General features: G+C 63.7%; 10 protein-coding genes and 2 tRNA genes. 7 read left to right on the top strand and 5 right to left on the bottom strand.

Annotated elements, in window-relative coordinates:
* The first annotated feature begins 13 nt into the window (after nt 1-13).
* Together OKW30_RS10955 and OKW30_RS10950 are read left to right on the top strand one after the other, a co-directional pair.
* The gene (locus tag OKW30_RS10955; protein WP_184064037.1) at nt 14-961 is read left to right on the top strand and encodes an electron transfer flavoprotein subunit alpha/FixB family protein; all 948 of its coding nucleotides are present in this window, start codon (nt 14-16) and stop codon (nt 959-961) included.
* 14 nt (nt 962-975) lie between these two features.
* Entirely contained in the window at nt 976-2766 is a 1791-nt protein-coding gene (locus OKW30_RS10950) for an acyl-CoA dehydrogenase C-terminal domain-containing protein (protein ID WP_184064034.1), read from the top strand.
* A 372-nt stretch (nt 2767-3138) separates the two neighbouring features.
* Here the strand turns inward: OKW30_RS10950 and OKW30_RS10945 are convergent.
* Nucleotides 3139-3225: transfer RNA gene (locus OKW30_RS10945), tRNA-Leu, on the bottom strand.
* 226 nt (nt 3226-3451) lie between these two features.
* Nucleotides 3452-3538, bottom strand: a tRNA-Leu gene (locus OKW30_RS10940).
* A 414-nt stretch (nt 3539-3952) separates the two neighbouring features.
* On the opposite strand from OKW30_RS10940, the gene rnr reads away from it, so the two are divergent.
* The 3 genes from rnr to rpiA all read left to right on the top strand — a co-directional run bounded on the left by rnr (nt 3953) and on the right by rpiA (nt 8145).
* Complete coding sequence (rnr, locus tag OKW30_RS10935) at nt 3953-6436, top strand: ribonuclease R (RefSeq protein ID WP_429346684.1); 2484 nt, start codon at nt 3953-3955, stop codon at nt 6434-6436.
* A 132-nt stretch (nt 6437-6568) separates the two neighbouring features.
* Entirely contained in the window at nt 6569-7312 is a 744-nt protein-coding gene (rlmB, locus tag OKW30_RS10930; protein WP_184029367.1) for a 23S rRNA (guanosine(2251)-2'-O)-methyltransferase RlmB, read from the top strand.
* 137 nt (nt 7313-7449) lie between these two features.
* Nucleotides 7450-8145, top strand: a complete 696-nt coding sequence (gene rpiA, locus OKW30_RS10925; protein WP_184063918.1) for a ribose-5-phosphate isomerase RpiA — start codon at nt 7450-7452, stop codon at nt 8143-8145.
* A gap of 49 nt (nt 8146-8194) precedes the next feature.
* Here rpiA and OKW30_RS10920 read toward each other — a convergent pair whose 3' ends face one another.
* Entirely contained in the window at nt 8195-8473 is a 279-nt protein-coding gene (locus tag OKW30_RS10920; protein WP_260335697.1) for a hypothetical protein, read from the bottom strand.
* A 329-nt stretch (nt 8474-8802) separates the two neighbouring features.
* Here OKW30_RS10920 and OKW30_RS10915 point away from each other — a divergent pair, with 329 nt between their 5' ends.
* Together OKW30_RS10915 and OKW30_RS10910 are read left to right on the top strand one after the other, a co-directional pair.
* Nucleotides 8803-10032, top strand: a complete 1230-nt coding sequence (locus OKW30_RS10915) for a glycosyltransferase family 4 protein (protein ID WP_429346683.1) — start codon at nt 8803-8805, stop codon at nt 10030-10032.
* A 494-nt stretch (nt 10033-10526) separates the two neighbouring features.
* Nucleotides 10527-10949 carry a helix-turn-helix domain-containing protein gene (locus OKW30_RS10910; RefSeq protein ID WP_184063912.1) on the top strand — a complete coding sequence of 141 codons (423 nt, stop codon included), beginning with the start codon at nt 10527-10529 and terminating at the stop codon, nt 10947-10949.
* 276 nt (nt 10950-11225) lie between these two features.
* Here OKW30_RS10910 and OKW30_RS10905 read toward each other — a convergent pair whose 3' ends face one another.
* Both OKW30_RS10905 and OKW30_RS10900 read right to left on the bottom strand, forming a co-directional pair.
* Nucleotides 11226-12611, bottom strand: coding sequence for an undecaprenyl-phosphate glucose phosphotransferase (locus OKW30_RS10905; RefSeq protein WP_429347742.1), 1386 nt, complete (start codon nt 12609-12611; stop codon nt 11226-11228).
* A 36-nt stretch (nt 12612-12647) separates the two neighbouring features.
* Nucleotides 12648-13382 carry a Crp/Fnr family transcriptional regulator gene (locus tag OKW30_RS10900; protein ID WP_090804319.1) on the bottom strand — a complete coding sequence of 245 codons (735 nt, stop codon included), beginning with the start codon at nt 13380-13382 and terminating at the stop codon, nt 12648-12650.
* Between the last annotated feature and the right edge of the window lie 471 nt (nt 13383-13853).

Below are 13853 nucleotides of genomic sequence, written 5' to 3'. Positions count from 1 at the left end.
GGAGGGAAGCAAAATGCCCGTACTCGTTATTGCTGAGCACGACAACGAGGCGCTGAAGAGTGCGACTCTGAACGCCGTCACCGCCGCCGCCCGTCTTGGCGACGATATTCATGTCCTCGTGGCCGGATCGCAATGCGCGAAAGTTGCTGAACAGGCGGCGCGCATCGCCGGCGTGACCCGCGTGCGCATTGCCGATGCCGCGCATTACGGCCATTCGCTGGCCGAGAATCTTGCCGCGCTCATCGTCACGGTGGCCGAGGAGTACAGCCATGTGCTCGCGCCCGCCACCACGACCGCGAAGAACGCGATGCCGCGTGTCGCCGCGCTGCTCGATGTGGCACAAGTCTCCGACATCGTCGCGGTCGAGTCCGCCGATACGTTCGTGCGCCCCATCTACGCGGGCAACGTGCTCGCGACGGTGCGCAGCGCGGACCGTATCAAGGTCGTCACCGTGCGAACGACAGCGTTCGCCGCGGCGCCGGCCGAAGGCGGCGCGGCGACGATCGAACCGCTCGCGCCCGCCTCTGATGTCTCCGGCTCACGCTTCCTGAGCCAGCAGTTGACGCGCTCGGAGCGCCCTGAACTGACATCTGCGCAGCGCGTGATCTCTGGCGGCCGCGGCATGGGCTCCGGCGAAAACTTCGCGCTGCTGGAGGACATCGCCAACAAGCTCGGCGCGGCGGTCGGCGCATCGCGGGCAGCGGTGGATGCCGGGTTCGTCCCCAACGACTATCAGGTGGGTCAGACGGGCAAGATCATCGCGCCGCAGCTTTACATCGCGGTGGGCATCTCCGGCGCGATCCAGCATCTGGCCGGCATGAAGGACTCGAAGGTGATTGTCGCCATCAACAAGGACGAGGAGGCGCCGATTTTCCAGGTCGCCGATTACTGGATCGTCGGCGATCTCTTCAAGGTGTTGCCGGAGTTATCCGGTGAACTGGACAAACTGCAACAGCGTTGATACCGGAGCACATGATGAGCATCTACATCGCACCGCTGCGCGACATGCGCTTCGTGATGACGAAACTGGCTGGGCTCGACGCAGTATCGTCGCTGCCGGGTTTCGAGGAGGCCACGCCCGAACTTGCCGAGGCCGTACTCGAGGAGGCCGCGAGGCTGGCGACCGAAGTGCTGGCGCCGCTCAACAAGCCTGGCGACGAGCAGGGCGCGCGTTTGACGCACGACGGCGTCGTGGCGGCGGACGGCTTTGCCGCGGCCTACCGGCAATTCACCGCCGGCGGCTGGAGCGGTCTTTCCGGCGACCCCGAATTCGGCGGGCAGGGATTGCCCGAACTACTGCATGCGGCCACGGTGGAAATGTGGAACGCATCCAACATGGCGTTCGCGCTGTGTCCGCTGTTGACGGCGGGTGCCACCGAGGCGTTGCGGCAGCATGGTTCGGAAGAACTGAAGGGTCGCTATCTGCCCAACCTCGTCAGCGGCGAGTGGACGGGCACGATGAACCTGACCGAGCCGCAGGCCGGCTCGGACCTCGCCGCCGTGCGCACGAAGGCCGTGCCCGAAGGCGATCACTATCGCCTTCATGGCCAGAAGATCTTCATTACGTGGGGCGACCACGACATGACGAGCAATGTGATGCACCTCGTCCTGGCGCGTACGCCCGACGCACCCGAGGGCGTGCGGGGCATCTCGCTCTTCCTCGTGCCCAAGTTTCTGCTGAACGAAGACGGCTCGGCCGGGCAACGCAACGATGTGCGCTGCGTATCGATCGAGCACAAGCTCGGCATTCACGCGAGCCCGACCTGTGTGATGAGCTTCGGCGACGAGGGCGGTGCAATCGGCTATCTGGTCGGGCAGGAGAACAAGGGCCTTGCGCACATGTTCACGATGATGAACGAAGCGCGCCAGAAGGTCGGCATTCAGGGGCTGGCGATCGCGGAGCGTGCGTATCAGCAGGCTCGCGAATATGCGAAGGAGCGCGTTCAGGGACGGCTGGCGGCGAGCAAATCCGCCAGTGCCGTCGCGATCGTGCATCACCCGGATGTCCGGCGCATGTTGATGACGATGAGGGCGCAGATCGAAGCGATGCGCGCGTTCGCGTACGTGATGGCCGCCGACATGGATCACGCTCACCGCCATCCGGACGCCGGTGAGCGCGTACGCCATCAAGCGCGCGTCGACCTGCTGATTCCCGTGCTGAAGGCATGGTGCACGGAGCTCGGCGTGGAGATCGCCTCGCTCGGCGTACAGGTGCATGGCGGGATGGGCTACATCGAAGAAACGGGCGCTTGCCAGTTCCTGCGCGACTCACGGATCGCGACGATTTACGAGGGCACGACGGGCATCCAGGCGGCGGACCTCGTTGGCCGCAAGCTCGCGTCGGATCGCGGCGCCGCAATGGCCGAACTCGTCGCGCAGATGCGCGAGGTCGCGCTGGAGCTGACGCGCAGCCCTGATGCGCAGCTCGCGCCGATCGGCACGGCGCTGGCTACCGGCGTACAGGCGCTCGAGGACGCGACCGGCTGGATGCTGCGCACGCTTGCGACGCAGGTCGACGAAGCACTCGCCAGTTCCGTCGACTATCTGATGCTGGCCGGTTACGTGTGCGGCGGCTGGCAGATGGCGCGCGCGGCGCTCGCCGCATCGAAACAATGCGCGGCGGGCGACGATCCGGACTTTCACCAGGCCAAGCTCGCGACCGCGCGCTTTTACGCCGACAAGATCCTGCCGAAAACCGGTGCGCTGACGGAAGCCATCCGCAGCGGCATGTCCGGCGCGTCGAATCTCGCGGCCGAGCAATTCTGAGCGGTGCGACTTATAGGAACAGATCGATTTACAACTATCAATTCGCTATACGAAGAAGGGGAGAAAAATGATGAAAAAATCGCATGCCTTGCCCTGATACCGGGCGCGAGATGTACCACCGCTTTCGCGCAGAGTGCGGGCAGTTTCGTCACCAGCGTGGGCGGGGCGTGGCTCGACTTTGGTCCTTCGCCCGTGACGTCCTTGCAGAGCACGTCGGCCGCGGGCACGTTCACGTCGACAGGAACCGGCGGCCAGATACACGACACGTCGATGTCAGTGGAACGCAAGGGATCCGTAGAGAACAAAAAACCCCGTAAGACGTTGATCTTACGGGGTTTCTCGAACTACATCGGCTTACGCCGGAAGAACTTGTGGTGCCCAGGAGAGGACTCGAACCTCCACGGTGTTGCCACCGCTAGGACCTGAACCTAGTGCGTCTACCAATTCCGCCACCTGGGCACGTCTTCAAGCTAGACCGCTATTTTAGCAAGATGATTAAGTTTGTCAATTCCTGCTTCAAACAAACTTGCTTTTCTCATCCGCTCGGTTGAACGCGCAGCGAAGTAATGCAATCGCTACTGAACCACCGTCCTGCTGATCCGGCAATCGAAACACGAACAACGATTTCGACTACCAGGCCTTATAAAAAAAGAGAGCCGCCAAAAGGCGGCTCTACTTTTGAATCTGGTGCCCAAGAGAGGACTCGAACCTCCACAGTGTTGCCACCGCTAGGACCTGAACCTAGTGCGTCTACCAATTTCGCCACCTGGGCAGGTGATGAACAGCAAAGACCGCAATTATAGCGACAGATTCCGACCTGTCAAGCGATTTGCCGAACGCGATTCAACCTCGCGGCGAGCCCGGCGCACTATGCGTCCCAACCACCGCCGCAGGCCCGCGTGGCGCCCGACACGGGTGTTAGAATGCCTCGCAGTAGTTCGTTGGCTCGATGCACATCCGGCGTCCCGACGCGAGTGTCGACATGCGATCAGGCAGACGCGCGTCGGCTGGCGTCGAACGAGCCGGACCCAGGCAGTTTCCGGTGCAAATCGCAGTGGAGCAGAAGAGCAGAAAGCAGCAGGTGCAATGACCGAGCCAGCGCAGCCGCCGTGCAGATGCAGCCGAGCGCGACTGCGCGTATTACGCAAACGCCTTCCAGGCCGGATCACATCGCCGACCGACGTCCATGCAACGAGAAAAAATCATCGACAAGCCCTTGAGCAAATTTCCGTATCCGATTCCAAGCCGCGAAGAAATCCTCGGCGTGCTGCGCACGAGTGAAATGCCGCTTGCCGCGAACGACATCGCCGAAGCCCTGTCGATCAAGCGCCAGGAGCGCGAAGGATTTTTCAAGCGTCTCGGCGCAATGGAGCGCGACGGCCAGATCCGGCTCGATCAGCGCAATCTCTATCAACTGACCCATCCGTCGAACTTCGTCGCGGGCCGCGTCCAGGGCCATCGCGACGGCTACGGTTTCCTGATTCGCGACGACGGCCAGGACGACCTGTTCCTGCCCAACGGCGAGATGCAGAAGGTCATGCACAACGACCGCGTGCTCGCGCGCATCGTCGGCTATGACCGGCGTGGGCGGCCCGAAGGGCACATCGTCGAGGTCACCGACCGCGCGAACAAACGCGTGATCGGCCGTCTGCTCAACGAGAACGGCGCGCTGATCGTCGCGCCCGAAGACAAGCGCATCGGCCACGACATCCTGATCACGCAGAACACCCGCAAGGCGAAGGTTGGCCAGGTCGTGGTGGTCGAGCTGACCGATTTTCCGAGCCGTCATTCGCAGCCGCTCGGCCGCGTGGTCGAAGTGCTGGGCGATATCGACGACCCCGGCATGGAAATCGAAATCGCGGTGCGCAAATACGGCGTGCCGCACGAGTTCGGCGAGGCCGCGCTGGCCGAAGCGGCGAAGCTGCCCGACGAAGTGCGCCCGGCCGACATTCGCCATCGCGTCGATCTGCGCGACGTGCCGCTCGTCACGATCGACGGCGAGGACGCGCGCGACTTCGACGACGCCGTCTATTGCGAGCCGGTGCAGGTGGGCCGCGGCGACGGCTTCCGCCTGATCGTCGCGATCGCAGACGTGTCGCATTACGTGCTTCCGCAAAGCGGGCTCGATACCGACGCGATCGAGCGCAGCACGTCCGTGTATTTCCCGCGCCGCGTGATCCCGATGCTGCCGGAGAAGCTGTCGAACGGACTGTGCTCGCTGAATCCGCAAGTCGACCGCTGCGTGCTCGTGTGCGACATGATCGTCACCGCGCGTGGCGACGTGAAGGCGTATCAGTTCTATCCGGGCGTCATGCATTCGGCCGCGCGGCTCACCTACACCGAAGTCGCCGCGGTGCTGAAAAACACCAAAGGCCCGGAAGCGACCCGCCGCGCCGCGTTGCTGCCACAACTGCAGAATCTGTATGGCGTCTACAAGGCGCTGTTCGCGGCGCGTCAGAAGCGCGGCGCGATCGACTTCGATACGACGGAGACGTACATCGTCTGCAACGCGCAGGGCAAGATCGAGCAGATCGTGCCGCGCACGCGCAACGATGCGCACAAGCTGATCGAGGAATGCATGCTGGCCGCGAACGTGTGCGCGGCGGACTTCCTCAAGCGCAACAAGCATCCGGGCCTGTTCCGCGTGCATGCGGGCCCGACCGCGGAAAAGCTCGAGAACCTGCGTACCTTCCTGCGCGGCATGGGCCTGACGCTCGGCGGCGGCGACACGCCGCACGCGAGCGACTACGCCGCACTGATGGCGCAGATCCGCGACCGGCCCGACGCCTCGATGCTGCAGACGATGCTACTGCGCTCGATGCAGCAGGCGGTCTACAGCCCCGACAACATCGGCCACTTTGGCCTCGCCTACGAGGCCTACGCGCACTTCACGAGCCCGATCCGCCGTTACCCCGACCTGCTCACGCATCGCGCGATCTACGCGATCCTGCAGGGCCGTAAGTATCAGCCGCAGCCGCCGCACGGCGTCGAGCTCAATACCGCACTGTCGCCGCGCGCCCGCGCGATGCAACAGGCCGACGAGGAAAAGCGGGGCGCCCGCGGGCGCGCGAACAACGTGGCGATCTGGGAAGAACTTGGGCTGCACTGCTCGGCGAACGAGCGCCGTGCGGACGAAGCATCGCGCGATGTCGAAGCGTGGCTCAAGTGCTATTTCATGCGCGACAAGCTCGGCGAAGAGTATGGCGGCATGGTCAACGGCGTCACGTCGTTTGGTATTTTCGTGCAGCTCGATTCGCTGTTCATCGAAGGCCTCGTGCATGTGACCGAACTCGGCTCCGACTACTTCCAGTACGACGAGATCAAGAACGAGCTGCGCGGCGAGCGCACCGGCATTCGCTACCGGCTGTCGGATCGCGTGCGCGTGCAGGTGAGCCGCGTCGATCTCGACGCGCGCAAGATCGACTTCCGCCTTGTGCGCGATACGCCGATCAAGCCGCCTGCGGCACGTGGCATCGCGGCGGACAAGGGAGAAGGCGCTGGCCCGCGCGTGCGCGTGATGCCGCCGGTGGAAAGTGGCGCGTCGGTGCCGGGTCCGCGGCGCAAGAAGGCCGCGCCCGCGCAGAGCGCGGCGCTCAAGGAAGCGCGCGTGGCGAGGAAGCACGGTGTCGCGATCAAGGCGGCGTCGAAGCAGGCACGCAAGAAGCGCTGAGGCTTTCACAGCGCCGGGACCGCGCGCAGCGGGCACGTGAGCACGTGCCGGTTGCGCGCGGTCTGCCTTTTGGTTTCATATTCATCACAGTGGCGCGCGTTGAATGCGCGCCCCATCAAAGGTTGTTCAGTCATGGCACGTCATAAGGTCTTATACGGTTTCCACGCAGTGACCGCGCGTATCCGGCACGATGCGTCGACGGTCGAGGATGTCTATTACGACGCGACGCGCAAGGACCGTCGTATGACCGAATTCCTGCATGCGGCGAAGGACGCGGGCGTGCGTCTGATCGCCGCCGACGAAACGCGTCTGTGGGGCCTCGCGCGCACGGAACGTCATCAGGGCGTGGTCGCGCGCGCGGGCGATCTGCCGCTTGCGCAGAATCTCGCCGAACTGCTCGACGGCATCAGCGGCTCGCCGCTGATCCTCGTGCTCGACGGCGTGACCGATCCGCACAATCTCGGCGCCTGCCTGCGCGTCGCCGACGCGGCCGGCGCCCACGCGGTGATCGCGCCGCGCGATCGCGCGGTGGGACTGAACGCGACCGCCGCGAAAGTGGCGAGCGGCGCGGCCGACACGGTCCCGTACATCACGGTCACGAATCTGGCGCGCGCGCTGCGCGAACTGAAGGACGCGGGTGTCTGGGTGGTCGGCACGGCCGACGACGCGCAGAAGAGTGTCTACGAAACGGAACTCGACGGGCCGGTGGCGCTCGTGATGGGGGCCGAAGGCGAGGGCATGCGACGCCTGACGCGTGAAACCTGCGATGTCGTCATGAACATTCCGATGGCGGGGACGGTGGAGAGTTTGAATGTATCCGTGGCTAGCGGAGTGTGTCTGTTCGAGGCTGTGCGGCAGCGGGCGGTGAAGAAGTAGTTTTCTGTCGTCGTTCTTGTTGTTGGCCGATTGTGGGCGCCCGGAACGCGGTGGTGGTTCCGGGCGTTTTGCTTTGAGCGCCTTCTCCGCGCCACTCCGGTAAACTACGGGTTTTTCACGCTTTTCCCGCCTCTCCCATGACTCAAGACGAACTCAAGCAACTGGTCGGCCAGGCCGCCGCCGATTACGTGAATGCCAACGTGCCGCAAGGCTCGGTGATCGGCGTCGGCACGGGCTCCACCGCGAACTGCTTCATCGACGCGCTGGCCGCCACCAAATCCCGCTATCGCGGCGCGGTGTCGAGTTCGCTCGCCACCACCGCGCGTCTGCAATCGCACGGCTTCAAGGTGCTCGACCTGAATGAGATCGACTCGCTGCCGGTGTACGTCGACGGCGCCGACGAAATCGATCACAGCGGCGCGATGATCAAGGGCGGCGGCGGCGCGCTCACGCGCGAGAAGATCGTCGCGTCGGTGTCGGAAGTATTCGTCTGCATCGCGGATGCGAGCAAGGTCGTCGAGACGCTGGGCCATTTCCCGCTGCCGATCGAAGTCGTGCCGATGGCGCGCACCGCGATCGGCCGGCGCGTGACGGCGCTCGGCGGCGTGCCCGTCGTGCGTGTGACGAAAGAGGGTGTGCCGTTTATCACCGACAACGGCAACGAGATCATCGACGTGAAGGGCTTGAGCATCAGCGACCCGCGCACGCTCGAGGCGCATATCAACGCATGGCCCGGCGTCGTCACGGTCGGCCTGTTCGCGGGCCGCGGCGCGAACCTGTGCCTGCTCGGCACGGACGCCGGCGTGCAAACGATCACGTACGGCCAGAATTGAGCGAATTGCGTTTCTGTTCGCTCTGACGCGTGTGAGCCGCTCCAACGGTTCACACGCGTTTTTTGTTGCGGTCGTGCCGCACGATCCCGCTTGTACCACCCGCCGCGGCGGCAATCGCGCGCACCTGGCGGAAAATGCCTTGCACCGTGCGAAGACAATTAGCCGCCGATGTCCGCCGCGCGATGTCCGACACGCGCGCGTCGCCGATCATCCGCGCGCCAAGCGCTTCGAAGCGCACGCGCAACGGACCGTCCGACAGCAGCACCACTGCGTCGCGCGCCGTGCAGCGCACGGCGAATTCCCCCAGGGCCGAACCCGGCCCTCCCAACTGACTGCTCCGATCGCCAGACGGCACGCGAGGCACGCGAGGCACGCGAGGCACGACGGCCGTCGAGGTCGCTCGCCCGTCGCTCGCGCAGCGCTCCGATCGTAAAGGTGTGGGCTGGACTGGCGAGCAGGCGTGGGGCGATACGTCAGGCGTAGTGCACATACGAAAGCGCCGGAATGAAGCCGTGTTTTTGCAGACGCGAACGGACTCTCCGAATTACTCGCGTACTGTCGCACGTCGAATGTGGGCACGCGCACGCACGCTCAGGAACGTGGCACATACACTCTTCTCTGAGGCCAGGTGGCGATTCGTGACAGACAGGACGGGATATGAAAGTGGCGATCGTGCACGATTGGCTGGTCGCTCCCGGCGGCGCCGAGAAAGTGCTCGGGCAGATCATCGAGTGCTTTCCCGACGCCGACGTTTTCAGCGTCGTCGATTTCCTCGAAGATCGCACGCCGCTTGCCGGTAAGCCGGTCACCACGTCGTTCATTCAAGGCCTGCCGTTTGCGCGCAGCCGTTATCGCGCCTATTTGCCCTTGATGCCGTTCGCCGTCGAACGGTTCGATCTGTCGAGCTATGACCTGATCATCACCAGTTCATGCGCAGTCGCGAAGGGCGTATTGGTCGGCCCTCATCAGACGCACATCAGTTACGTGCACTCGCTGATGCGATATGCGTGGGATCTGCAGCATCAGTATCTGCGCGAAGCGAATCTGCTGCGCGGGCCGAAGTCGTGGGCTGCGCGGGTATTGCTGCATTATCTGCGCGGCTGGGACGCGCAGTCGACGAATGGTGTCGATCGTCTGATCGCGAATTCGCAATCGGTCGCGCGGCGCATGATGAAAACCTATCGGCGCGATGCCGCGGTGATTCCGCCGCCCGTCGACGTGAACGAATTCGAACTGCGCACCGAAAAAGACGATTTCTATCTGACCGTGTCGCGGATGGTACCGCACCAACGCATCGATCTGATCGTCGAGACGTTCAACGCCACGCCGCAGCGCAAGCTGATCGCGATCGGCGACGGGCCGCAGATGGCGTCGATCCGCGCGAAGGCAGGACCGAACGTGACGGTCCTCGGCTATCAGCCATTCGGCGTACTGAAGGAGTATCTGGCGCGCGCGCGAGCCTTCGTGTGCGCCGCCGAGGAAGATTTCGGCATCGTGCCGCTCGAAGCGCAGGCCTGCGGCACGCCGGTCATTGCGTTCGCCAGGGGCGGGGCGCTCGAAACGGTAGTGCCGGTCGGCGACCCGCACCCGACCGGCGTTTTCTTCGCGCGTCAGACGGCGGTGTCAATGCTCGACGCGATCGACCGCTTCGAGCGGTTGAGCGCATACATCACGCCGGCGGCCTGTCGCGAGAATGCCGAGCGGTTTTCGGCTCAGGTGTTCCGGCGGGCGTTCATGGCCGAGGTCACGCGCACGATTGCGGCGGTCGCTCAGGGTCTGCCCGCGATGGAGCTGGGGGAGCAGGTGAGGTGGGCGCAGCCCGATCTCGCGACCCGGGAACTCGGCATCGCCAGCGACACGGCGCCGAAAAGCAGGTGGAGGCAATGAGGTAAGGGTCTTTCGCTGTTCTCGCCTCGTGGAGTTTTCGATAGGAGAGAAAGAGGTTTTCGTCGTCATGCAGTGATTTCGCAACGGGCAGTAACGAGCCGTTCTGACCAACGCGTCCAGGCGGCTCTTGGTGTGGGCGCGTCCGCTTCGCGCTTTGTGTCGGCAGCGCGTATCGCGTATCGCGCGATAGGCGCCGCGCGTGCAAGGCCAGCCGCGGCGGGCCGTCGTCAAGCAAGCAGTATTGGACTTCAAAAAACGACATCGGGGTGCGCGCCACGCGCTGTGGGCGAGATATTCGCCGGCGCGGCATGCCTCGCGTGGCCATAACGACCTGAAGCAGACGTTCGCTATCGTGATCGCTGAATTTCCTCACTGCGAAGTTCGCCGTGCCGGCAATTCGGCGTGTCACGGCGATTCACTACAACAGGCAGTCGTCATTCGCGCGTCACCGATTAACGCGCCGACGGCTTTTGGACGAGGACGAATTTAAACTCATGAATGCCGATCGCCTTCCGGGACCCTTTCCCGACATCTCCGCAACGTGGGCTGCGCTGAAGAGCCAGTTGCCGATCACGCCGATTCGCACCGAAGAGGATTATCACCAGATGGTGCGAGTCGCCAATTCGCTGTCCGATCATCTAAGCGGCAACGACAACGATCCGCTCGCCGATCTGCACGCGATCGTGACGGAACTGGTCGGTCATTGGCAAGCGCGCAACCTGACGATGCCAAAAGCGGAGCCGCGCGAGGTCCTGCGCCATCTGCTGATCACGCATGGTCTCAAGCAGAAGGATCTGGCCGGCATCGCGTCGCCGACCGTGGTCAGCGATATTCTCGCGGGGCGCCGCGCGATCAGCAAGAAAGTCGCCAAGGCGCTCGCGGTACGGTTTCAGACCGATGTCAGCGCGTTCCTGTAGAGGCGGTGTCGCGCGGCGGACCCGTCCATGACGTGCTCCGTCGCGGCTGCTCATCTTGCGTCAACCACGGCGGCTGTCGATCGGGCCGCCGGCGTTGGCGCTTCTATTCGCAGCGGCGTGTACGCGTTGTTGCCCGGTTGGGTGTTTTTCTCGAATGGAACGCAGGCGCATTCCGGCGATCCTTCAGCGCACCGCCTTCAGTACCCGCACTTCGCATGCGCCGCAGTGCCGGCACGATGACCGACACTCCCGGATGCGATTCCCTCGATGGCGTGGTCAGAACGCGTTGCGGCCGACAAAGCCCTTGAAAATCGTGATGAAGACGATCTTCATGTCGAACCAGAACGACCAGTTCTGGATATAGAAGAGATCGAACTTCACGCGCGCTTCCATCTTCTCGACCTTGGTGGTCGCGCCGCGATAGCCGTTGACCTGGGCCCAGCCGGTGATGCCGGGCTTGATGCGGTAACGGTGCATGTAGCCGTATACCTGGTCCTTGTACAGATCATCGTGTTCGACCGCATGCGGACGCGGACCCACCACCGACATCTGACCGAGCAGCACGTTCAGAAACTGCGGCAGCTCGTCGAGACTCGTGCGGCGCATGAAGCTGCCGAGCTTCGTCACGCGCAAGTCGTTGCGGGTCGCCTGCGTGATCTGGCCGCGCTCTTCCTCGTGCACGGTCATCGAGCGGAACTTGTAGATGCCGAACGGCTGGCCGTCGACGCCCTTGCGGATCTGCCGGAAAAACACCGGTCCCGGCGAGGTGAGCTTGATGCCGATCGCGAGCACGGCGAACACCGGTGCGAGCACGATGAGCGCGAGCACGGCGAACAGGCGGTCGAACATCAGCTTGGGCCACATCTGCGGCGACGAGAATGGCGTCGCGCTCAGATTCAGCGTCGGCAAACCGACGACATCGACGATCGCATGATTGAACAGCGACAGACTGCGCACGTCGGGAATGAAGCGCAGATTGACGAAGTCGTGTCTGAAGGTGCGCGTGAAGCGGTAGATCGTGTGTTCCTCGGAAAGCGGCAACGCGAGCCACACTTCGTTCACGCGGTCATTGCGTACCTTCGTCGCGAACGCTTCCAGATCCGTCAGCACGGGTAGGCGGGTCAGACGCGCGCCATACGCGTCGTGGCCTTGCACGCTGGTGTCGAACACGCACACCGGTTTGAAGCCCGCTTGCGGCGCATGCTCGAGATGCGCGAGCAGCGTGCGCGCAAACCCCGGTGCGCCGACGAGCGCGACGGTTCGCGCGTTCATGCCGCGGCGACGTACGAAGCGCAGCACCATGTGCATGATGCAGCGTGTCGCGATGATCAACCCGCCGGAGATCAGCGTCGAGTAGCCGAGCCACAGGCGCGACACCGCATCCGTCCGATGCAGCGTGAACGCGAGCAGGAGCGCGGTCGCGACCACCATGAGCCACGCGGCGGCGATTCGCGCGAGCACCGGCGCGAGCGCCTTGCCGCGCCACGTCTCATAGACCCCGAAGCCCGGAAACAGCAACAGAACCAGCACACACTTGAACGCGATCAGAAGACGCTCGGTATCGGCCAACGCGATCGGTGCGGAAAAGCGCATCCAGTGGGCGAGCAGACCGCCTGCAATCACGAACAGTGCGTCGAGACATCGAGCAGTAATCCTGAACATCGGAAAATCGACCCCGGTCATCGAGCCGCGTGCCGCTTATTCGACGGTCTCGGCCTGGCGCAGTCGCGGCAGCAGGCGATCGAATTCGCGTTTCACGAGGCCGTAGCATTCGCACGCGCGGGCTTCGAGGCCCTTGCGGTCGAGCACCTTGATATGACCGCGGCTATGATGAATCAGGCCTTCGTCGTGCAGCTTGCCGGCCGCTTCGGTGATGCCTTCGCGGCGCACGCCGAGCATGTCGGCAATCAGCTGCTGCGTGACGTTCAGATCGTTCGACGCCACGCGGTCCACCTCGATCAGCAGCCAGCGGCACAGTTGCTTGTTGAGCGCGTGATGGCGATTGCACGCGGCGGTCTGCGCGACCTGGGTCAGAAGAGCGTGCATATACAGCAGCATCAGGCGGCGCAGAAAGTCGGACCGCGCGAACTGCTGCTTGAGCGCCTGTGCGCTCATCCGGTAGGCGAAGCCCGCGCATTGCACCTGTACGCGGTTGGGCATGGTTTCGCCGCCCGTGAGGACCGGCACGCCGGTCATGCCTTCGCGGCCGACCGCGGCGATCTCGACGGAGCTGCCGTCTTCCATCGTCGAGAGCATCGAGATGATCGCGGTGGTGGGGAAGTACACATGATGGATCCGTTGACCCGAGTCGCATAGCAGTTGCTCGGTGCGCAGATGAACCAGTTCGAGGTGGGGAGCTAGTGCCTGCCATTCGTGCGACGGCATTGCGCCCAGCAGATGGTTACCGTGCAAATCGGATTGAAGCGTCAACATGATCGGTCCTCGCATGAAAGTCGCGCCTCGCGCGACTCTCTCCGTTTATTTGATCCGATGCCCGCATCCTCGGGAGTGGGCTGCCCGGCGAGCAGCTTGGATGAACAGCATCGGCCCCGTTTTAGGCCTGTCTGCCACCGCCTCTGTTGTTGCGCTCGTGTGCGGTGGCACTCTGTTGCGTAGAGGTAGTAGCGAGGACCGTGCCAACGTTAGGGAAAACGCCTGCTGATGCGGCGCAGCGAAGAAACCCGGAGCGCGTCGGGAGAGTAAAAGCGGCTTTTTGTTTCAGTTCTGCACACCCCCGCCGGACGGGGAATGCATCGTATGAAAGCTTTGGGTTTGGGCGAATCCCTTGATATCAAAGGCTTCACAACCAAAAACGGGGGTGCTGTCGAAGTTGTCTCAGATTTGAACCTGGCGCCGCATGCACGTTTTGAAGCGCTCCTCGTGAAGTGCCGGAAATGATTCAGA

It is taken from the genome of Paraburkholderia sp. Clong3 (assembly GCF_050436485.1).
Classification (GTDB): Bacteria; Pseudomonadota; Gammaproteobacteria; order Burkholderiales; family Burkholderiaceae; genus Paraburkholderia; species Paraburkholderia tuberum.
The sequence above is the reverse complement of the archived record's forward strand: the minus strand, read 5'-3'. Positions and strand labels throughout refer to the sequence as shown.

Excerpts from the sequence above, each read along its gene's own strand:
- OKW30_RS10955 (WP_184064037.1), top strand. The coding sequence starts at position 14 with ATGCCCGTACTCGTTATTGCTGAGCACGACAACGAGGCGCTGAAGAGT.
- OKW30_RS10950 (WP_184064034.1), top strand. The coding sequence starts at position 976 with ATGAGCATCTACATCGCACCGCTGCGCGACATGCGCTTCGTGATGACG.
- rnr (WP_429346684.1), top strand. The coding sequence starts at position 3,953 with ATGCAACGAGAAAAAATCATCGACAAGCCCTTGAGCAAATTTCCGTAT.
- rlmB (WP_184029367.1), top strand. The coding sequence starts at position 6,569 with ATGGCACGTCATAAGGTCTTATACGGTTTCCACGCAGTGACCGCGCGT.
- rpiA (WP_184063918.1), top strand. The coding sequence starts at position 7,450 with ATGACTCAAGACGAACTCAAGCAACTGGTCGGCCAGGCCGCCGCCGAT.
- OKW30_RS10915 (WP_429346683.1), top strand. The coding sequence starts at position 8,803 with ATGAAAGTGGCGATCGTGCACGATTGGCTGGTCGCTCCCGGCGGCGCC.
- OKW30_RS10910 (WP_184063912.1), top strand. The coding sequence starts at position 10,527 with ATGAATGCCGATCGCCTTCCGGGACCCTTTCCCGACATCTCCGCAACG.
- OKW30_RS10905 (WP_429347742.1), bottom strand. The coding sequence starts at position 12,611 with ATGTTCAGGATTACTGCTCGATGTCTCGACGCACTGTTCGTGATTGCA.
- OKW30_RS10900 (WP_090804319.1), bottom strand. The coding sequence starts at position 13,382 with ATGTTGACGCTTCAATCCGATTTGCACGGTAACCATCTGCTGGGCGCA.